Origin of the sequence: uncultured Marinobacter sp. (assembly GCF_913055835.1) — a bacterium.
Classification (GTDB): Bacteria; Pseudomonadota; Gammaproteobacteria; order Pseudomonadales; family Oleiphilaceae; genus Marinobacter.
The window spans coordinates 68,026-87,424 of record NZ_CAJXKQ010000002.1; the positions used below are offsets into that span (position 1 = coordinate 68,026).

Here is a 19,399-nt window from a genome sequence, read left to right on the forward strand (position 1 = left end):
GCGTTCAGGCTCCTTCCACGTCGATTTCGCGGTCTCCGTGCACTACCTCAACCAGCTTGATGGCTTCCTGCTCCATACTGACAACCAGCTCATCCACCCGACGGATGAAGTAGCGGTGGCAGATCAGCGCCGGAATGGCCACGCTCAGACCGGCGGCCGTGGTAATCAGCGCTTCAGAGATGCCGCCCGCCAGATTGCCCGCGTTGCCAACCCCGGCCAGCTGGATCTCGGCAAATACCTTGATCATGCCGATAACCGTGCCCAGCAGACCCAGCAGTGGGGTAATGGTCGCTACGGTGCCCAAGGGGTTCAGGAAGCGCTCGAGATCATGAATGACCTGGCTCGCTTCGTGCTCGATGCTCTCTTTCATGATCTCCCGGCCATGCTTCGCGTTAAGCAGGCCACCGGCCAGAATACGACCGAGGGGGGAGGAACCCTGCAGGGCTTTCAGCTTCCGGCCATTGAGCTCTTTTTTCTTGATCCAGCGCCATAACTCGTTAATGGTCTGGGGAGGCGCTACCCTGGAGGCGCGAAGGGTCCAGAAACGCTCCAGAATGATGGCCAGCGCCAGAATGGAACAGGCAACAATTGGCACCATCAGAATGCCACCGGCTTTCAACAGCTCGAACACGCTTGGTCTCCCTCATTGTTTACAAGCCGCGCTACTTTAGCATAGCTACCGGTGGAGGCCACACCTGCAATGTCACGGTATTTTACATTGAGCACGGGCAAGCCCCGGGCCGCCAATCCAGAATGGCGACTGATGGCGCATTTCCTTTAACGCCAATTGGTTATCGACAATAGTCATCACGATGCTGCCGGAACAGGCTGTATTCAGGGAAACGGCCCCGATTCCGTCGTAGCGGGCGGTAACCGTTGGATGGGGATGGCCATACCGGTGTCGATAGCCGGCGGTAAAGATCACCTGGTCCGGCTTCAACGCCTTGACCCAGGCCTCAGAGGAGGACGTTTTGCTGCCATGGTGGGGCGCGACAAGCACTCGGGTAACCGGCACTTGATGCTCCTCTCGATCAGCGAGATAAACCAGATACCGGGCTTCCATGTGGTCGGTGATATCCCCCGGCAACAGCCATTCGGTGCCTGATTCGGGATGGTAAATCCGCAGAACACAGGACGCATCGTTACCTTCTTTCGCACCCTCCCCCTGCCAAAACTCCAGAACCAAACCGCCCAGTTGCTGGGTTAAGCGCTTGCAGCCCGAGACAGTCCGATCAGCAACCTGCTGTCTGACGGAAGCCGGCTCGCCAGAAATGACTTTTCCGACTTCGATCTGCCGGGTCAGTTCGGATACACCGCCGGCATGATCGCTGTCGGCGTGACTGATCACCAGGGTATCGATCCGCCTGATGCCCTCAGCCTTAAGGTTGGGCAGGAGGGTCGATTCAACAGCGGAGAATACACCCGGAACGGCAGGCCCTGTGTCGTAGACCAACACCTCATGCCCATGACGGACCAGTACCGACAGGCCCTGACCAACATCCCAGACCCGTATTTCCGGCGCGCGCAAATAGGGATTTTTCACCGACGTCGGGCCCGGGTACATCAGCCACAACACCGCCAACAGGGCCGCAACAAGGCGAAATCTCGCAAACGGCATAAACACCAGGACCACAGTCAGTAACGCCCAACCAACAATCTCCGGAACACTCGCTTCTATGCCCGGCGCCTGCCACTCCGCTAACCATGCAAGCACGTACCAGAGCACGCCCAGTGCCCAATCGAACAGCGGCACAAACAGCTCGGCAGACGCCGGAGCGACGGCCACAATCAACCCGCCTGTGACCAGCAATGGCATGACAACGAAGGACACCCACGGAATCGCCGCGACATTGGCCAACAAACCAACCAGGGGCTGTCCTTGCCCAAACACCTCCAGAATTGGCCATAACCCCCCGAAGACGGCGAACTGCGCAAGCACCAGCCCGGTCAACGAGCCGGTTCCCGCAAGCCGCGCCGAGAACACCGCAATCAGCACGGCGACAGCCGTGAAGGACAGCCAGAAACCCTGGTCCAGGGGCGCAAAGGGATCCAGCAGAAGAACAGCCGCCAGTGCAGCCAGGAAGGCCTGCCAAACCGGCGCCTGACGACTCATAAGAATCAGCCAACCGCCTGCAACCACCATGACCAGAGCCCGACGTGTCGGCACGGTAAAGCCGGCCGCCAGGGCGTAAACCAGGCAGCAACTCAGAACCGATGTGAAGACAATCCAACGTCTTGCCTGATCACTTACCGTTCGGGCCGGCAACGCCAGCAACAGTCGCCTGCATAAAAAGCCGGCACCCAACGCAACCAGCCCCAGATGCAGCCCCGATATCGCCACCAGGTGAATGGTGCCGGTCGCCTTGAGGACATCCCAGTGCCTCTGTTCCATGTGGCCGCGATGGCCAATTAACAGCGAGGACACCAGTGGAAAATGCCTGGCATCACCAAACCGCTCCGTGGTCCAGGTTTTGAGTGATAGATGGAGACTCCGGTACTGGCAATACAGCGAACACATTACCGTCGGGTCAACCCGAACACTACGCACGCTTCCCGTGGCCCGGTACCCCTTACGAAAGAGCCAGTCCTCGTAGCGGAAACCGGCAGGATTCAAGGTGCCATGGGGCCGCTTGAGCATCACCTCCAGCCGCAGGCGTTGGGCGGGAAGGTGTGCATCCCCGTGACCGTACCAGGCCAATCTGAGCAGGTCCGGCATCCTTGATTCGCGTCCGGCTTCGATGGGAAGGTTGTGCCACTGGGTGACACAGAAGCTGAAACGTAAGCTGTTGAAGCTTCCGGGAGACGGTATGTCGCACAGGTATCCCGAGACTGAGAGTCGCTCCCTTTCGAGACTGGCCGGAAGGACGGCCGAGAGACGGTCTCCGGCATGCCAGGAGGCCCAGGACAGCCCGACAACAAGGCCCAGGCCGAACACGGTGAGCCGGGAGGCAAGGGGCGATAAAGCACAGGACAGGGCAAGAACGGGCAGCAATATCGCGGCGATCAACCACTCAGGAGGTGGCAGTATCGGCAGCCAATACAGTAAGATGACGCCACAAGAGAAGGCGATAATGCCCACTACTGCAAAACCGGACTTGCCGTGAGAGCATGCCGGGCGGTTGATACTTCCGGACAATCCTTGTCCTCCTGTTTGTAATAAACACCGGCGCCATCCGATGAGCCGGTTTACTAACTCCGCTTAAAGGCAGAACTTCCAATGCCAAAGAAGTTCATGAAACGCTATCTGCCCTCACCAGAGAAGGTGCAAGCGATGCAGTCGCTGAGCTTTCTGGGCGATATTCTTCATGAGCCAAACCTCTGGCACATCAACCGTCACTGTGTCGCCAGGGCCTTTCTCGTCGGCATCTGGTTCTGCTTTATTCCCATGCCTTTCCAGATGCTCGCAGCAGCTTTTTTTGCTATCTGGTTCAATGCCAATTTGCCACTGTCGGTTGTTCTGGTCTGGATCAGTAACCCGGTAACCATGCCGCCAATGTTCTATTTCAACTACAAGATCGGCGCCTGGGTCCTGGACCGCCCTGTCCTGAGTTTTGAATTTGAACTGTCCTGGTCCTGGATCAGCGAGCGGCTGCTGGATATCGGTATTCCCCTCTATCTCGGGTCCCTGGTGGTTGCCACCGTGTCCGCTTGCCTGGCCTATCTGATCATCCAGTATCTCTGGCGCAGGAAAATCCGCTCCGACTGGCAGGTGCGGCGCACTGCAAGACTCAGGCGCCGTCGGGCGGCTGATCAGACTTCCTGAATCAACCGGCCCTGCTCAAGCCGCATGACCCGCCCCAGGCTTCGGGCCATTTTCATATCATGGGTTACCATCACAAAGGCAATGCCCAACTGATCCCTGAGGGACTCGATGAGTGCCTGGACGCCTTCGCCGGTGTGCTCATCCAGGTTTCCGGTCGGCTCATCCATCAGCACGCAGTCCGGCTCATTGACCAACGCACGCGCTATAGCCACCCGCTGACGCTCACCGCCAGAGAGCTCGCCAGGCTTGTGATCCAGCCGTTCGGCAAGACCCACTCGTTCCAGCAAACTGCTTGCCTTGTCTCGCGATTTGGATACCGCCATACCACCCAGGGCACAGGGCATCATGACGTTCTCAAGCGCGGTAAATTCCGGCAACAGGTGGTGAAACTGATAGACAAAGCCCAGATGGGCGTTGCGGAACCGCGCCCGCCGAGCTTCAGAGAGCCGATGAATGTCCTCACCGCAGATAGAGATCTGGCCGGACGACGGCTTGTCGAGCCCGCCCAGAAGGTTCAGCAAGGTGGTTTTCCCCGCACCGCTGCTGCCAACGATGGCAACGGTCTCACCCTGGGCAACTTCCAGTGAGATGTCTGAAAAAATGGTCAGCTTTCCGGGGCCCTCATTGTAGGTCCGGGTCACCTGGCGACAGTCGATCACCGGGGCAGAATGCGCCATAGCCGAATATTCCTTACTCATAGCGAAGCGCCTCCGCCGGATCTACCCTGGAGGCCCGCCAGGCCGGGTAAATGGTTGCCAACAAGCTCATGGCAAGGCCGGCGCCGCTGATTATGAAAACGTCCTGCCATTGCAGCTGGGACGGCAGGTAGCTGATAAAGTAGACATCTGCGCTGAGGAACTGATGCCCAAGCGCACCCTCAAGCCAGGAGATAAAGGCACTGATATTGAGTGCTCCGAAGACACCCAGCGCGGTGCCGACGATGGTTCCGAAGATACCAATAACCGCCCCCTGAACGATAAAGATGCGCATGATCCGCCCCGGCGTCGCTCCCATGGTTCTAAGGATCGCGATGTCACCGGTTTTATCAGTGACAACCATCACCAGAGTGGAAACGATATTAAAGGCCGCCACAGCGACGATAAACATCAGAAGCAGGCCGATCATGGTTTTCTCCATGCGGATGGCCTGGAACAGATTGCCGTGGGTGCGGGTCCAGTCGGATACGTAGTAGCGCCCGCCCAGGGCCTCAGCGGCCTGCTGCGACACCTTGGGTGCGGCGAACAGGTCATCCACGAGCAGGCGGACGCCTTCAGCCTTACCCCCGGTGCGCATGAGCTTGGCGGCATCATCCATGTGGATCAGGGTGTAGTTGCCATCCAGTTCAGCCCCGACACTGAATATGCCCTTGACGGTGAAACGCTTGAGCCTCGGGAGCACCCCTGCTGGCGTCACCGAGGCTTCAGGCAGCACCACGGTCACCTTGTCACCCACCTGCAGACGCAGGCTGGCCGCCATCAGGCGACCGATAATGATGCCAAACTCGCCGGACACCAGATCATCCAACCCACCTTCGATCATATGATTCTCGATGATCGAAACCGTGCGTTCTTCTTCCGGCAGAATGCCGTTAAGCATAACGCCACGAACATTCCCGCCGCCGGTGACCATACCCTGCCCCTGAATGAAAGGAGCCGCAGCCAGCACACGTGGATGCTCCTGCACCCGTGCATCAACCGATTGCCAATCGTCCAGGGGCCCCGCGCCCTGTATTGTGGCGTGGGGCACCATCCCGAGAATCCTCTGCTTGAGTTCCCGGTCGAAGCCGTTCATGACGGACAGTACGATGATCAGTACCGCCACGCCCAGCATCAGCCCGATCATCGAGGTCAGGGATATGAAGGAAATGAAGTGATTGCGGCGCTTGGCGGCCGTGTATCGCAAGCCAATGTAAAACGATAAGGGTCTGAACATGAAGAGGTGCCTGTTGCTACCTTCAGGTCTGTCGTGGTCTGGTTTTCCCGAGTACCTTCTACCTTCCAGCACGGAGGGAAACTGCTAAACTGTTCTGTACCAATAAAAATTCAGCTTTCCGGAGCCGCGATGCAGTCGTCCGACATCCCAAACGAACCGGTGGACTATTCACCCGAACGCCGGGACTTTTACCGCATTGAAGACCGGATCGGCCTGGAGATCCGCAAGCTGGCACCCGACACCCCAATGGACGGGAATGCCTTCGATGGTGACCACCTTGAAAGCCTGAAAGCTGAATTCAGGCGGTTGGACCAGGACGTAAAATCCCAGCTTGCCAGCCTAGCCGAGAGAGACCGGCTGCTAACCGGGCTGATCAAGTCCCTGAACGGCAAGCTGGACACGCTTGCGCGCATTATGGCCTTTGAGCAAAATCCGTTGCAACCTGAGGACTGGCAGGAAGTAACCCTCAGCGAAGGCGGCCTCTCCTTCTCCAGCAGCACCCCCGCCTGGCAACCCGGAGACCGGGCCGCTGTCCGGATGACCCTCCCGCCCGAACTTTTCCAACCACAGGCGATTGCCCGGGTTCTCGAGGTACACCCTGATTCCTCAGGCGGAGCAAGGGTTCACACGGAATTTGCCAGGATTGATGACGGAGATCGCCAACAAATCGCACGGCATGTGATGCGGTGGCAGATTCGACAGCGACAAAAAGAGTAGACTGGGGAAAAACGGGTGACTTTTGCTAGTCTTTTTCGGATATTACGCTTTATCCATGTCCTTCCGAGGACGCCAGTTTTCACGGAGACCCATCAATGAGAAAACAATCTACCCTGTTCGGTGCACTGGCAGTGACTGCCACACTGGCCTTTTTCCAGATGACGTCCGCGGTAGCTGAAGAAGTTCGGGTGCCGGTTGGTGCCCAGGCCGATCGCGATCAGGCCAGCTTTCCGGGCTCCGGTATGAGCCAGTCCTCAGTCCGCGCATCCTGGGGCGCGCCCATGGAGATTCAGGGCCCGGTAGGCCAGCCACCGATCACCCAATGGCATTACCAGAACTTTGTCGTTTATTTCGAAGGCGACCGGGTTATCCATACCGTTCTCAAGCATAATCGCTGAAGGCCCGAGGGGCCTTTCCAGGTCGGAAATTCCCTTCTCATGTCCTGACGTTCAACCAATCGTTGGTTAGAATGGCGTCTTTTATGATTCAAGGTGACGTAGTGACAACCAAACGAGTGTTGCCCCCGGAATGGGCCCCCCAAAGCGCCGTAATGCTGACCTGGCCCCATCCGGGAACCGACTGGGCAGGCCTGATCAAGGAGGTGGAGCCAGTCTTCGAGAACATCGCGAAAGCCGTTCTCCGATACGAACATGTGGTTATCAGTTGTGAACACGTCGCCCGTCTGCAGGAGCTGGAACGGGACCTGAACCGCTTCGCCGAGCAAAGCGGTTTCCCTGGCCGTGTGAAGGCGGTTCCTGCGCCAGCAAACGATACCTGGGCAAGGGACCATGGGCCGATCACTATACTGAGTGACGACAAGCCCACACTTCTGGATTTCCGGTTCAACGCCTGGGGCGGAAAGTTCCCCTCGGAAAAAGACGACGCATTGAACAATCATCTGCTCAATGCCGGTGTCTTTGGCACCACCGCGATGCAACAGGTGGACTTCGTGCTGGAGGGCGGTTCCTTTGAATCGGATGGCCGGGGCACCCTGCTGACCACCTCTGAATGTCTGCTGACGCCGACCCGAAACCCGGCCATGGATCGGACAGCCATTGAGCAGCTGCTCTCAGAGGTATTGGGCGTGAGCCGGATTCTCTGGCTCAATCATGGCTACCTTGCCGGAGACGACACCGACAGCCATATTGATACCCTGGCCCGATTCTGCGCGCCGGATCATATCTGTTATGTGGCTTGTCCCAATGTGGCCGATGAACACTACAGTGCGCTTGCGGCAATGGAAGAAGAGCTCCAGGAATTCCGTCAGGCCGACGGCTCCCCTTACAAACTGACGCCTCTGCCCTGGCCAGACGCCATCTACGACCAGGACGGTGAGCGCCTGCCCGCCACCTACGCAAACTTCCTGATCATCAACGATGCGGTGTTGCTGCCCGTGTATGGCGTGCCACAGGATGAAGACGCCATCCTTGTCATGAAAGACATTTTCCCGAGCCGGGAGATAGTGCCCATTGATTGCCGGCCCTTGATTTACCAGCATGGCAGCCTCCACTGTGTGACCATGCAAATCCCAGCCGGAGTAGTCAGTTGATGAGCAGTGAATCGCGCAAAAACCAGATCAACATAGCCGCCATACAGCAGGCCTGCAGCAGTGATAAGACCGCCAGCCTCGCCGTTACCGAGAAACTGGTCCGCGAAGCCGCGGCCGGCGGTGCAGATCTGGTTATTCTCCAGGAACTCCACGCCACTCTGTATTTCTGCCAGACCGAAGACACCTCGGTTTTCGACCTGGCCGAGCCGATTCCCGGCCCCACCAGCCAGCGCCTGTCGGATCTGGCCCGCGAACTGGGCATAGTGCTGGTTGGTTCCATTTTTGAGCGGCGCATGAATGGCGTGTATCACAATACCGCCGTCGTCTTAGAAACAGACGGCTCCATCGCAGGCCTTTACCGGAAGATGCACATTCCGGACGACCCAGGTTTCTACGAAAAATTCTACTTTACGCCCGGCGACGCCCAGTTCAATGACGGCCACAGCGGTTTCACGCCCATTGACACATCCGTTGGCAGACTCGGCGTGCTGGTATGCTGGGACCAGTGGTACCCCGAAGCCGCCCGGCTGATGGCACTCGCCGGCGCGGAGATGCTCATATACCCCACTGCTATCGGCTGGGATGTAACGGATGACCCGGACGAGCAGGCACGCCAACTGGACGCCTGGGTCACCGTACAGCGGGGCCATGCGGTTGCCAATAACCTACCGGTAGTGGCACCCAACCGGGTCGGCACCGAACCGGACCCCTCCGGACACAGCGATGGCATTCGTTTCTGGGGCAACAGTTTTATCTGTGGCCCCCAGGGCGAGTTTCTGGCCCGTGGCGATGACAACTCCGAGTGCATTCTGGCTGTCACCCTGGATCGCAACCGCAGTGAATCGGTTCGCCGTATCTGGCCGTATTTGAGAGACCGCCGAATAGACGCCTACGGCGACATTCTCAAACGCGTAAGGGACTGAGCCCGGAATGAAAAAACTGGTCGATACCGTAGTCAGTGAACTGAACCAGATACTCCTGGGCAAAGACCAGCAGGTGCGCCTGGCCCTCTGCGGGCTCCTGGCCAGGGGCCACCTGCTGATCGAAGACATTCCCGGCATGGGCAAGACCACCCTCTCCCATGCCCTGGCCAAAGTCATGGGACTCAGCTACCAGCGTATCCAGTTCACCAACGACCTGCTTCCCGCGGATGTGCTTGGTTACTCCATGTACGATAAACAGGCGGGCAGCCTGGTATTTCATCCGGGGCCGATTTTTGCCCAGGTGGTGCTGGCAGATGAAATAAACCGGGCATCACCGCGCACGCAAAGCGCCCTGCTCGAAGCCATGGAAGAGCGGCAGGTGTCCATCGAGGGAGAGACCCGGCCACTGCCCCACCCCTTCTTTGTAATTGCCACCCAGAATCCCATCGAACAGGGTGGTACCTACCCCCTGCCCGAATCCCAGCTGGACAGGTTCCTTATGCGCCTTCGGCTGGGCTATCCGGACCCACGGGCCGAAAGGGAACTGCTGGAGGGCGAAGACCGTCGCACCATGACGGAAAAACTCCCCACGCTGCTCTCCCAGGCCGATCTGAAAACCTTGCAGGAAGGCGTAACCCGGATTACCGCCAGCCCGGCGCTTCTTGATTACGTACAAAGATTGCTGGAACAGAGCCGGAGAATGCCCGGCCTTCTATACGGGCTTTCACCCCGGGCGGGACTGGGGCTGGTACGGGCCGCCAAGGCCTGGGCCCTGATGGAGGGCCGTCATCACGTGCTACCGGATGACATCCAGGCGGTCTTTCCCGCCGTGGCAGCCCACCGCCTCGAACAGGGAGAATCCGGCAAAAGTGCTGAAAGGGTTCGCCAGTTGCTGGCAACCGTTTCCGTGCTTGAGTAAATAGCAAGGTTTTATAAGCGGAATTGGCCAAAACGAATGGCAGACCGCGCCTTTCATGTTAGCCTTTGCTCCTTTCCCCGAAGCGTCTGGCCCTGAAACCGGGCCCGGCAACGTACGGTTTTTTCAGTGAGAGAATCTTCAATGAGCGACACCAAACATTCCCGACTGATCATCCTCGGTTCCGGCCCTGCTGGCTATACCGCTGCTGTCTACGCAGCCCGCGCCAACCTGAACCCGACCCTGATTACCGGTATTGAAGTCGGCGGCCAGCTCACCACCACCACCGACGTCGACAACTGGCCCGGCGACAACGACGGCGTTCAGGGCCCGGAGCTCATGCAGCGCATGCTCAAACACGCCGAACGCTTCGAAACCAGCATCGTCTATGACACCATCAACGAAGCCGACCTGCGCAACCGCCCCTTCCGCCTCAAGGGCGACGGCGGTGAATACACCTGCGACGCCCTGATCATCGCCACCGGCGCCTCCGCCATGTACCTGGGCCTGGAATCTGAAGAAAAATTCAAAGGCCAGGGCGTCTCCGCCTGCGCCACCTGCGACGGTTTCTTCTACAAGAAACAGAAAGTCGCCGTTATCGGCGGCGGCAACACCGCCGTCGAAGAGGCCCTGTACCTCTCCAACATCGCCGACGAGGTCACCCTGGTACACCGCCGCGACAGCCTCCGCGCCGAAAAGATCCTCCAGGACAAACTGTTTGAAAAAGCCGAAAACGGCAACGTCAAGATCGTCTGGGACCACACCCTCGACGAAGTCCTGGGCGACGGCACCGGCGTGACCGGCATGCGCATCAAGAGCACCAAAGACGGCTCCACCCAGGAAATGGACCTGGCCGGCGTATTCATCGCCATCGGCCACAAACCCAACACCGACCTGTTCCAGGGCCAACTGGACATGGAGAACGGCTACATCCGCATCCGCTCCGGCCTCGAAGGCATGGCCACCCAAAGCAGCATTCCCGGCGTCTTCGCCGCCGGCGACGTAGCCGACCACGTCTACCGCCAGGCCGTCACCTCTGCCGGCTTCGGCTGCATGGCCGCCCTGGATGCGGAAAAGTTTCTGGATCAGCAAGACTGATTGTGCTTGAGTAAAGAAAAGGAACGCGAACTCAAAAGTTTGCGAAGGCCGGTGGGAGCCGCCTTCTGAAACTGTGCGGAGCCATGGATGGCGGAGCCAAGCGTACAAGGACGTATTCACAGCGTGTTTCAGAAGGCGGCTCTCACCGGCCGGTACTCTGTAGAATAGAACCGAAACATTGCAGTAATTGCCGGAGAAGGATGACCTCACTACCCTGGCTAGACCCGGACCAACTCTGGTTCCCCCCCGCCAACGAAGCCCTGGACGACCCGGACGGCCTACTTGCCCTCGGCGGAGACCTGTCCACAGAGCGCCTCATCCTGGCCTACCGGAACGGCATCTTCCCCTGGTACAGCGACGACCAACCCATCCTGTGGTGGTCGCCAAACCCGAGATGCGTCCTCTTTCCAGACGAAATCCACGTGTCCCGCAGCCTGCGCCGCACCCTGAACCAGCAGCGTTTCCAGGTAACCGCCGACAAACACTTCGGACGGATTATCCGCCTTTGCGCCTCAACCCGGGCCGAAGGCACCTGGATTACCGAAGAGATGATCGCCAGCTACTCAGAGCTCCACCGCATGGGTGTCGCCCACTCCATCGAGATCTGGAACCAGCGTGGCGAACTGGCCGGTGGCATGTACGGACTGGCGATTGGCCGGTGCTTTTTCGGAGAATCCATGTTTTCCCTGGAAACCAACGCGTCCAAGGTTCTCATGGTGCACCTGGCGCACCAGTTACAGCTCTGGGGTTACCGGATCATGGATTGCCAGGTGGAAAGCCGGCACCTTCTGACCATGGGCGCACGGACTATTCCACGGGAAGAGTTTTTATCTATACTCAGGATGAGCATCGACCAGAAACCGGATCAGACCGACTGGACCTTCCGATGGCGTTGGCCCGGGCCGGAGGAGTGAATGAGCAATCTCAGAACCCTGGTGTTCTTCGCGACGCCGCCCCACGATTGCAGCTACCTGCCAGACCGCGAGGCAACCACCATGTTTGTGGATCCGCGGGCCCATATCGATAAAAGGCTTTACAGTCAGCTCACCGCCCTTGGTTTCCGCCGCAGCGGATCGCATTATTACCGCCCTCACTGCGAACAGTGCAATGCCTGTATCCCGGTCAGACTGAAGGTCGACGATTTCAGCCCGGACAGAAGTCAGCGGCGAGTACTCAAGAAGAACTCCGACCTGAAGTGCACCATGGTGCCGGCCACCTTCGCGGAAAGGTACTACCAGCTCTACGCCAACTACATTGAGCAGCGACACCAGGATGGCGATATGTACCCACCCACCCGGGAACAGTTCACGTCGTTCCTGGTAGAGGGTGCAACCGACTCCTGGTTCCTGGAGATCCACAAGGATGATCGACTCGTAGGACTGGCAGCCGTGGACCTGCTGGACGACGGGCTTTCGGCCATTTACACGGTGTTTGACCCTGACATGGAGGACAGGAGCCTGGGCACCTACGCGATCCTCTGGCAAATCGAAGAAGCCCGCCGCAGGGGTTTGCCCCATCTGTATCTCGGTTACTGGATCAAACAGTGCCGGAAGATGAACTACAAAACCCGGTTTCGCCCGATCGAGGCGCTTCGAGACGGCCACTGGCGTGAACTGGACCCAGGCTAACTTTGCCAAACGCCGATAAATCAGGCAGAATTGCGCAATTTAAAATTACGAGAAGCATATCCAAGCGAGGTTTCTACTGAATGCCGAAATCAGATGCCATTGAAATGGAAGGCGTTATCATCGACACCCTTCCAAACACCATGTTCCGCGTTGAGCTCAGCAACGGTCATGTTGTGACAGCTCACATCTCCGGCAAGATGCGCAAGAACTACATCCGCATCCTGACAGGTGACAAGGTCAAGGTTGAGCTGACTCCCTACGACCTGAGCAAGGGCCGCATCGTATACCGCGCCCGTTGATGCTCCCGTGACATCTGAAAGCCCCTTCGGGGGCTTTTTTCGTTAGCACATAAAAAAACCGCTGCCGGTCACCCGGACAGCGGTTTTCCCTTTCTCGAGAAGGTCAGACGGCCTCGGCAGGCTCGTCCTCGTACTCGAATACCAGCTCATCATCACGAAGGTGAATGAAGACATCCCCGCCCTTCTCTGACAAACGCCCGAACAGAATCTGCTCGGCCAGTGGCCGCTTGATCTTGTCCTGGATCAGACGGGACATGGGACGGGCGCCCATGGTGATGTCATAGCCCTTCTCGGCGAGCCAGGCCTTGGCATCATCATCCACATGCAGAACCACACGCTTCTCGTCCAGCTGCGCCTGCAGTTCCGTGAGGAACTTGTCCACCACATGGGTAATGGTGTCCATCTGCAGGTCACCGAACTGGATGATACCGTCCAGACGGTTGCGGAACTCCGGCGTGAAAGTTTTGCTGATGATTTCCATGCCGTCGGTGCTGTGATCCTGCTCGCTGAAGCCAATGGACCGGCGGGCCATGCTTTCGGCGCCGGCGTTGGTGGTCATCACCAGAATCACGTGGCGGAAATCTGCCTTGCGGCCGTTGTTATCGGTCAGCGTGCCATGGTCCATGACCTGCAGCAGCAGGTTGAACACTTCCGGATGGGCTTTCTCGATCTCATCCAGCAGGAGCACACAGTGCGGATGCTTGTTGACAGATTCGGTCAGCAGGCCGCCCTGATCGTAGCCGACGTAGCCCGGAGGCGCACCAATCAGCCGTGACACTGTATGGCGCTCCATGTACTCGGACATGTCAAACCGCACCAGCTCGATGCCCAGAACCTTGGCCAACTGCTTGGTAACCTCGGTTTTACCGACACCGGTCGGCCCTGCGAACAGGAAGGCACCCTCCGGCTTCTCCGGCGCCTTCAGTCCGGCACGGGCCAGCTTGATGGCGGTGGACAGCGATTCGATTGCCGGATCCTGCCCAAAGACGGTCATCTTCAGATCCCGCTCCAGGTTCCGCAGCAGATCCTTGTCGCTGGTAGACACGTTCTTCGGCGGAATGCGTGCAATATTCGCAACCACATCCTCGATCTCGGTGACATCAACGGTCTTCTTGCGCTTGCCTTCAGGCTGCAGCCTCTGGCGGGCACCGGCCTCATCAATTACGTCGATGGCCTTGTCCGGCAGATGACGATCGGTGATGTAGCGATCCGACAACTCGGCGGCCACACGCAGCGCCTTGTCGGTGTATTTCAGATCGTGGTGTTTCTCGAAGCTGGGCTTGAGGCCCTTGAGGATCTGATAGGTATCTTCAACGCTGGGCTCGTTTACATCAATTTTCTGGAAACGGCGCGCCAGGGCACTGTCTTTCTCGAAGATGCCCCGGAATTCCTGGAACGTGGTTGAACCAATGCACCGGATTTCCCCGGAGCTGAGCATGGGCTTGAGCAGGTTGGAGGCGTCCATCACACCACCGGAGGCAGAACCCGCTCCGATGATGGTGTGAATCTCGTCGATGAACAGAATCGCATGGTTTTCTTTCTTGAGCTCGGCAAGCAATCCTTTCAGACGCTTCTCGAAGTCGCCGCGATACTTGGTCCCGGCGAGCAGAGCCCCCAGGTCCAACGAGTAGACCACCGCATCGGAAATGATGTCAGGAACCTGACCATCGACAATACGTTTGGCCAGGCCTTCTGCGATGGCGGTTTTGCCGACACCGGCCTCCCCGACCAGCAGCGGGTTGTTCTTGCGACGACGAACCAGGATCTGGACGACCCGCTCGACTTCATGCTCACGCCCGATCAGCGGATCAATACGGCCCTGACGGGCCTGCTCATTCAGATTGGTGGCGTAGCTTTCCAGCGGCTTGGACTGTCCGCCTTCCTCGCCAGCTTCATCATGGGATGCTTGGTCGTGGCTCTCCTGATCTTCCGCACCCTGGACGCGGGAGATACCGTGGGACACAAAGTTCACCACATCAATGCGGGCAATGCTCTGTTTTTTCAGTACATAGACCGCCTGGCTCTCCTGTTCGCTGAAAATGGCTACCAGCACGTTGGCACCGGTCACCTCTTTCTTGCCCGAGGACTGCACATGAAAAACCGCCCGCTGCAACACGCGCTGGAACCCCAGCGTGGGCTGGGTCTCCCGCTCACTGTCACTGCTGGGAATCAATGGTGTGGTTGAATCCACGAATTCGACCAGCTCTTCCTGAAGCCGCTTGAGGTCTGCGCCGCAAGCTTTCAGAACGCCCACTGCCGATTCATTATCCAGTAGGGCCAGCAACAGATGCTCCACAGTCATGAACTCATGACGCTTATCCCGGGCATTCTTGAAGGCCGTATTCAGCGTAATTTCTAGATCTTTGCTCAGCATGGGCCACCCCAACGTCTTTCAGTCCGCACGTTCAATCTCGCAAAGGAGCGGATGTTCGCATTCCGAGGAATACTGGTTCACCTGTGCCGCCTTTGTTTCCGCGATGTCCCGGGTATATACCCCGCATACAGCTTTTCCCTGCGTATGGACGAGCAGCATCACCTGCGTCGCCTTTTCCTCGTTCATTCCGAAGAACTTCATCAACACATCCACGACAAAATCCATGGGCGTGTAATCGTCATTCAGAAGCACCACCCTGTATCGCGCCGGACGCTTGAGAGCAGGCTTCTCGGGAGCAACGCTGAGGTCATCCTGTCGCCCCGGTTGTTCGTCCTCCCCCTGATTGAATATTAGTAGAGAATTTTCGATAGTCCGCATCATTCCTTACCGGTTTATCGGTGCTCCTGTTAAATGTGGATGTCCGCCCCCGGGTTTTCAAGCGGGGCATGAGATATTTATCAATACGGACATGATACCGTTTCCAGACTGCGTTCAACCACACATTCCCGGCACACAAACTATTGACTCGCCGTCACGATTGGCCGAAAGTTAAGTTGCATTGTAAAATAATGTAAATCCATGCAAGGATTGTGTAACAGGATTCGGACCGACCGTGCGACGGCACCGATAGGCAAACAAAGAATCAACAAGAATAGAGACAGCAAAAGAACAGGGGAGTTCATCATGCCAAGAGGCAAGGTCAAGTGGTTCAACAATGCCAAAGGGTACGGATTCATCATCGAGGATGGCTGCAGTGACGACCTGTTTGCGCACTTCTCTTCGGTGCAAATGGACGGCTATAAGACCCTGAAAGCCGGCCAGGCCGTAACCTTCGACAAAAAGCCCAGCGACAAGGGCATTCACGCAGTCAATATCGTCCCTGACGAATTGCCCGCCAGCAAAGCGCAAGCTGGCACCGGGAGCGAATCTTCCGGAAAGTCGGGGCAGCAGGAGTCTGGCCGGGACGGCTATCCGCCCCGCGCAGTAAACGCCTGAACGATTGTGACAATCAAGCAACCACACCCACCGGTGGCGTGCTGGTGGGCCCAATTTCTCGTGCCGTTTAAAACCACTTCCTTCTGACCGACACCGGCATTACTTTGCCACTGCCTCTCTTTGCAGTACCCTGCCCCAACCAACACCTCCGAATTTCGGGAACCCGGCAGCGCATGGCAGAACTCGTGCTTTTCAACAAACCCTTCCAGGTTTTGAGCCAGTTTACTGACGATGGCGTCTCCGGTGGCAACTCACCGAGAGCAACCCTGGCGGACTATCTGCGGATCCCTGGTATCTACCCGGCCGGTCGTCTCGACTATGATTCCGAGGGCCTGCTTCTTCTTACCTCCGAAGGCTCACTGCAACACCGGATTGCTTCCCCCTCGCTGAAGATGCCGAAAACCTACTGGGTGCAGGTGGAAGGCGACATTACGGAAGACGCGTTAAAACACCTGGCGACCGGAGTTCAGCTGAAAGATGGCCTGACCCGGCCGGCGAAAGCCGCCAGAATGGCCGCTCCTGCCGTCTGGCCCAGGGTGCCGCCGGTTCGCCATCGAGAAACAGTTCCCACCAGCTGGATTGAGCTGACCATCACCGAAGGCAAGAACCGGCAGGTGCGACGAATGACCGCCGCCGTAGGCTTTCCAACACTCAGGCTGATCCGATACCGGATTGGAGACTGGACGCTGGAGGGCCTGGATTCGGGAGCCCACCGGGCCATTACCGTTAATCTTCCAGCCTCGGCAAAATCAACCCGTCGCCCCAAAGCCGGCGGCGCCCGACCCGGGAGACACCGGAAATCATGACCTGGACACCCCACGCCACCGTGGCCGTCATCGTAGAAAACGGCGCCGGCCGCTATCTCATGGTTGAAGAAGTCAGCGGCGGCAAAGTTGTTTTCAACCAGCCCGCAGGCCACGTGGAGGAAGACGAAGCCATTCTGGATGCCGTTCGCAGGGAAGCCCTGGAAGAGACGGGCTGGGACATCGAGCCGCTGCACTTTCTTGGCATCTACACCTACAAAGCCCCGGCCAACGGAGTTACCTACTATCGCTTCTGTTATGCAGCCCGGGCTCGCACCCGCCTTACCGATCAGCTGGACGATGGCATCATTGCCGCCCACTGGCTGACCCTGGATGAAATTCGCGGGTTGGGCGATAAATTGCGCAGCCCGCTTGTGCTCCGATGCATAGAAGATTACCGAAACGGCCGGCATTACCCGCTGGACGTGGTGGTGGATGCGCAGACGGCGCCTCGGGAAAGATGATAAACTTTCGGTTTTTTAGCCGGTAACGAAGCTGTCATGACCAACGCACCCGAAGCCCAGTTTTCAAACAGCATAGCCAACACCCGCGTGATTGTCGGCATGTCCGGCGGCGTGGATTCTTCCGTGGCCGCGTGGCTGCTCAAGGACCAGGGCTACCAGGTTGAAGGCCTGTTCATGAAGAACTGGGATGAGGACGACGGCACCGAGTACTGCACCGCCATGACGGATCTGGCCGACGCCCAGGCCGTGGCCGATGCCATCGGCATCAAGCTGCACACCGCCAGCTTCGCGGCCGAATACTGGGACCGGGTCTTTGAACACTTCCTGTCCGAGTACCAGGCCGGGCGTACCCCCAATCCAGACATCCTGTGCAACAAGGAAGTAAAATTCCGGGCGTTTCTGGATTATGCCATCACCCTTGGTGCTGACTACATTGCCACCGGCCACTATGCCCGCCAGCGTCCCATAGCCGACGCTCCCGGCAAGGCTCAGCTCCTCAAGGGCCTTGATGCCAACAAGGATCAGAGCTATTTCCTGCATGCCGTCTCCGGCGACCGCATTGCGCGGACGCTGTTCCCTGTGGGCGAGCTGGAAAAACCGGAAGTCCGCCGTATTGCCGAGCAGCAGGGTTTCGTCACCCATGACAAAAAAGACTCCACCGGCATCTGTTTTATTGGCGAGCGCAAGTTCAAGGATTTCCTGAAGCAGTATCTTCCAGCCCAGCCCGGTGATATTGAAACACCGGATGGCCAGAAAATTGGCCGGCACCAGGGCCTGATGTATCACACCATTGGTCAGAGACAGGGCCTGGGCATTGGTGGTCTCAGCGAATTCGGAGACGACCCCTGGTATGTAGCGGAGAAAGATCTCAGCCGCAATGTTCTTATCGCGGTGCAGGGCAAGCACCATCCCCTGCTCTTTTCCCGGGGCCTGGTATCCGGGCCGATTGACTGGGTGGCCGGAGCACCCCCTGCCGTTAGCTTCCGGTGCAAGGCTAAAACCCGTTACCGGCAGCCGGACCAGGATTGCCATGTTGTCGTGATCGAGGGCGGTGTCCGGGTAGATTTTGACGACGCCCAGCGCGCCGTCACCCCCGGGCAATCTGTCGTTTTCTACGATGGCGATGTGTGCCTCGGCGGGGGAGTCATTGAGCAGACCTGGCGCGACGGCGAACCCTTGCCCGCCCGCCTGACAGGAACCCGGCCCCAGGAAGAAACTGCATGAGTCGCTCTCTCAAGGATCAAACCCTGGCCCTGGCCGGGGTTTTCCAGGCCGCCAATCTGGTCCAGCAGATTGCCCACAACGGTCAGTGCAACGAAGCCAGCCTGGAAACGTCCATCCGCTCGCTGTTTGCCACCAATCCGGAGAACACCCTGGACGTGTACGGTGGCGAACTTCGCGACATCCGCGAAGGCCTTGTGACCCTGTCGTCGGTTCTTAGCCAGCAATCCCGGCAGCAGGACATTGAAGTATTGCGCTATGCCCTCAACTTGGTCCAGCTCGAATCCAAACTGAATCGCCGCTCTGACATGCTGGATGTTATTGGCAGCCGAATTGACCAGGCCAGACACACCGCTAGCCACTTCGGATATACCCACCCCAACCTGATCAGCAATCTGGCATCGGTCTATGCAGATACCATCAGCACCTTCCGGCTGCGTATCCAGGTCAGTGGCAACCCCTCCATTCTGCAGCGGGAGGAGAACGCTGCAAAAGTACGTGCCCTGCTGCTTGCGGGCATTCGTTCCGCCGTCCTCTGGCGTCAGACTGGCGGGCGTCGCTGGCAACTGATCTTTGCCCGGAAAAAAGTCATCCGGCTTGCCGGCGAGTTGGCCGAGGAAGCCAATCGCTCCCTGTACCACTGACGGCGCTGATTCAGTGCGCCCGGTGGTGTATGATATGCACCCCTTATTTTCTTTTGATCCGAATCTTTGATG

Annotated in this window: 21 protein-coding genes; 15 read left to right on the forward strand and 6 right to left on the reverse strand. The window is 58.2% G+C overall.

Annotated elements, in window-relative coordinates; all coding sequences use genetic code 11:
* Positions 1–4: 4 nt before the first annotated feature.
* Together QZ534_RS01985 and QZ534_RS01990 are read right to left on the reverse strand one after the other, a co-directional pair.
* The gene (locus QZ534_RS01985; RefSeq protein WP_296930836.1) at positions 5–631 is read right to left on the reverse strand and encodes a MotA/TolQ/ExbB proton channel family protein; all 627 of its coding nucleotides are present in this window, start codon (positions 629–631) and stop codon (positions 5–7) included.
* 72 nt (positions 632–703) lie between these two features.
* Positions 704–3,136: a DNA internalization-related competence protein ComEC/Rec2 gene (locus tag QZ534_RS01990; protein ID WP_296930839.1), complete on the reverse strand. Its 2,433-nt coding sequence runs from the start codon at positions 3,134–3,136 to the stop codon at positions 704–706.
* An 81-nt stretch (positions 3,137–3,217) separates the two neighbouring features.
* On the opposite strand from QZ534_RS01990, the gene QZ534_RS01995 reads away from it, so the two are divergent.
* Positions 3,218–3,763: a DUF2062 domain-containing protein gene (locus QZ534_RS01995; RefSeq protein ID WP_296930842.1), complete on the forward strand. Its 546-nt coding sequence runs from the start codon at positions 3,218–3,220 to the stop codon at positions 3,761–3,763.
* Here the strand turns inward: QZ534_RS01995 and lolD are convergent.
* Positions 3,751–4,461, reverse strand: coding sequence for a lipoprotein-releasing ABC transporter ATP-binding protein LolD (lolD, locus tag QZ534_RS02000; RefSeq protein WP_296930844.1), 711 nt, complete (start codon positions 4,459–4,461; stop codon positions 3,751–3,753). The genes QZ534_RS01995 and lolD overlap by 13 nt on opposite strands.
* On the reverse strand, positions 4,454–5,695 hold the full coding sequence (locus QZ534_RS02005) for a lipoprotein-releasing ABC transporter permease subunit (protein ID WP_296930847.1): 1,242 nt from the start codon (positions 5,693–5,695) through the stop codon (positions 4,454–4,456). The genes lolD and QZ534_RS02005 overlap by 8 nt, the downstream gene beginning before the upstream one ends.
* Before the next feature lie 129 nt (positions 5,696–5,824).
* Between QZ534_RS02005 and QZ534_RS02010 the strand changes: the two genes are divergently transcribed.
* The 9 genes from QZ534_RS02010 to infA all read left to right on the forward strand — a co-directional run bounded on the left by QZ534_RS02010 (position 5,825) and on the right by infA (position 12,825).
* Entirely contained in the window at positions 5,825–6,412 is a 588-nt protein-coding gene (locus QZ534_RS02010; RefSeq protein ID WP_296930849.1) for a PilZ domain-containing protein, read from the forward strand.
* 95 nt (positions 6,413–6,507) lie between these two features.
* A complete protein-coding gene (locus QZ534_RS02015; RefSeq protein WP_296930851.1) occupies positions 6,508–6,810 on the forward strand; it encodes a hypothetical protein in 303 nt (100 codons plus the stop codon).
* A 101-nt stretch (positions 6,811–6,911) separates the two neighbouring features.
* Positions 6,912–7,961: an agmatine/peptidylarginine deiminase gene (locus tag QZ534_RS02020; RefSeq protein ID WP_296930854.1), complete on the forward strand. Its 1,050-nt coding sequence runs from the start codon at positions 6,912–6,914 to the stop codon at positions 7,959–7,961.
* Positions 7,961–8,884, forward strand: a complete 924-nt coding sequence (locus QZ534_RS02025) for a carbon-nitrogen hydrolase (RefSeq protein ID WP_296930857.1) — start codon at positions 7,961–7,963, stop codon at positions 8,882–8,884. The genes QZ534_RS02020 and QZ534_RS02025 overlap by 1 nt, the downstream gene beginning before the upstream one ends.
* 7 nt (positions 8,885–8,891) lie before the next feature.
* A complete protein-coding gene (locus tag QZ534_RS02030; RefSeq protein ID WP_296930861.1) occupies positions 8,892–9,803 on the forward strand; it encodes an AAA family ATPase in 912 nt (303 codons plus the stop codon).
* A 141-nt stretch (positions 9,804–9,944) separates the two neighbouring features.
* On the forward strand, positions 9,945–10,898 hold the full coding sequence (gene trxB / locus QZ534_RS02035) for a thioredoxin-disulfide reductase (protein WP_296930867.1): 954 nt from the start codon (positions 9,945–9,947) through the stop codon (positions 10,896–10,898).
* A gap of 200 nt (positions 10,899–11,098) precedes the next feature.
* Complete coding sequence (aat, locus tag QZ534_RS02040) at positions 11,099–11,812, forward strand: leucyl/phenylalanyl-tRNA--protein transferase (protein WP_296930875.1); 714 nt, start codon at positions 11,099–11,101, stop codon at positions 11,810–11,812.
* Positions 11,813–12,526, forward strand: coding sequence for an arginyltransferase (locus QZ534_RS02045; protein WP_296930876.1), 714 nt, complete (start codon positions 11,813–11,815; stop codon positions 12,524–12,526). It abuts the gene before it with no gap.
* A gap of 80 nt (positions 12,527–12,606) precedes the next feature.
* On the forward strand, positions 12,607–12,825 hold the full coding sequence (infA, locus tag QZ534_RS02050) for a translation initiation factor IF-1 (protein ID WP_008169200.1): 219 nt from the start codon (positions 12,607–12,609) through the stop codon (positions 12,823–12,825).
* A 103-nt stretch (positions 12,826–12,928) separates the two neighbouring features.
* Here infA and clpA read toward each other — a convergent pair whose 3' ends face one another.
* Positions 12,929–15,199, reverse strand: coding sequence for an ATP-dependent Clp protease ATP-binding subunit ClpA (gene clpA, locus QZ534_RS02055; RefSeq protein ID WP_296930877.1), 2,271 nt, complete (start codon positions 15,197–15,199; stop codon positions 12,929–12,931).
* A gap of 18 nt (positions 15,200–15,217) precedes the next feature.
* Positions 15,218–15,577 carry an ATP-dependent Clp protease adapter ClpS gene (gene clpS, locus QZ534_RS02060; protein WP_091990741.1) on the reverse strand — a complete coding sequence of 120 codons (360 nt, stop codon included), beginning with the start codon at positions 15,575–15,577 and terminating at the stop codon, positions 15,218–15,220.
* Positions 15,578–15,883: 306 nt separating this feature from the next.
* Here clpS and QZ534_RS02065 point away from each other — a divergent pair, with 306 nt between their 5' ends.
* The 5 genes from QZ534_RS02065 (at position 15,884) to hflD (ending at position 19,327) form a co-directional block, all read left to right on the forward strand.
* A complete protein-coding gene (locus QZ534_RS02065) occupies positions 15,884–16,195 on the forward strand; it encodes a cold shock domain-containing protein (RefSeq protein ID WP_296930884.1) in 312 nt (103 codons plus the stop codon).
* Positions 16,196–16,368: 173 nt separating this feature from the next.
* Positions 16,369–17,001: a pseudouridine synthase gene (locus tag QZ534_RS02070; protein WP_296930887.1), complete on the forward strand. Its 633-nt coding sequence runs from the start codon at positions 16,369–16,371 to the stop codon at positions 16,999–17,001.
* Positions 16,998–17,462, forward strand: a complete 465-nt coding sequence (locus QZ534_RS02075; RefSeq protein WP_296930890.1) for an NUDIX hydrolase — start codon at positions 16,998–17,000, stop codon at positions 17,460–17,462. The genes QZ534_RS02070 and QZ534_RS02075 overlap by 4 nt, the downstream gene beginning before the upstream one ends.
* A gap of 36 nt (positions 17,463–17,498) precedes the next feature.
* A complete protein-coding gene (mnmA, locus tag QZ534_RS02080) occupies positions 17,499–18,686 on the forward strand; it encodes a tRNA 2-thiouridine(34) synthase MnmA (protein WP_296930893.1) in 1,188 nt (395 codons plus the stop codon).
* Complete coding sequence (gene hflD, locus QZ534_RS02085) at positions 18,683–19,327, forward strand: high frequency lysogenization protein HflD (RefSeq protein WP_296930896.1); 645 nt, start codon at positions 18,683–18,685, stop codon at positions 19,325–19,327. The genes mnmA and hflD overlap by 4 nt, the downstream gene beginning before the upstream one ends.
* Positions 19,328–19,399: the final 72 nt, after the last annotated feature.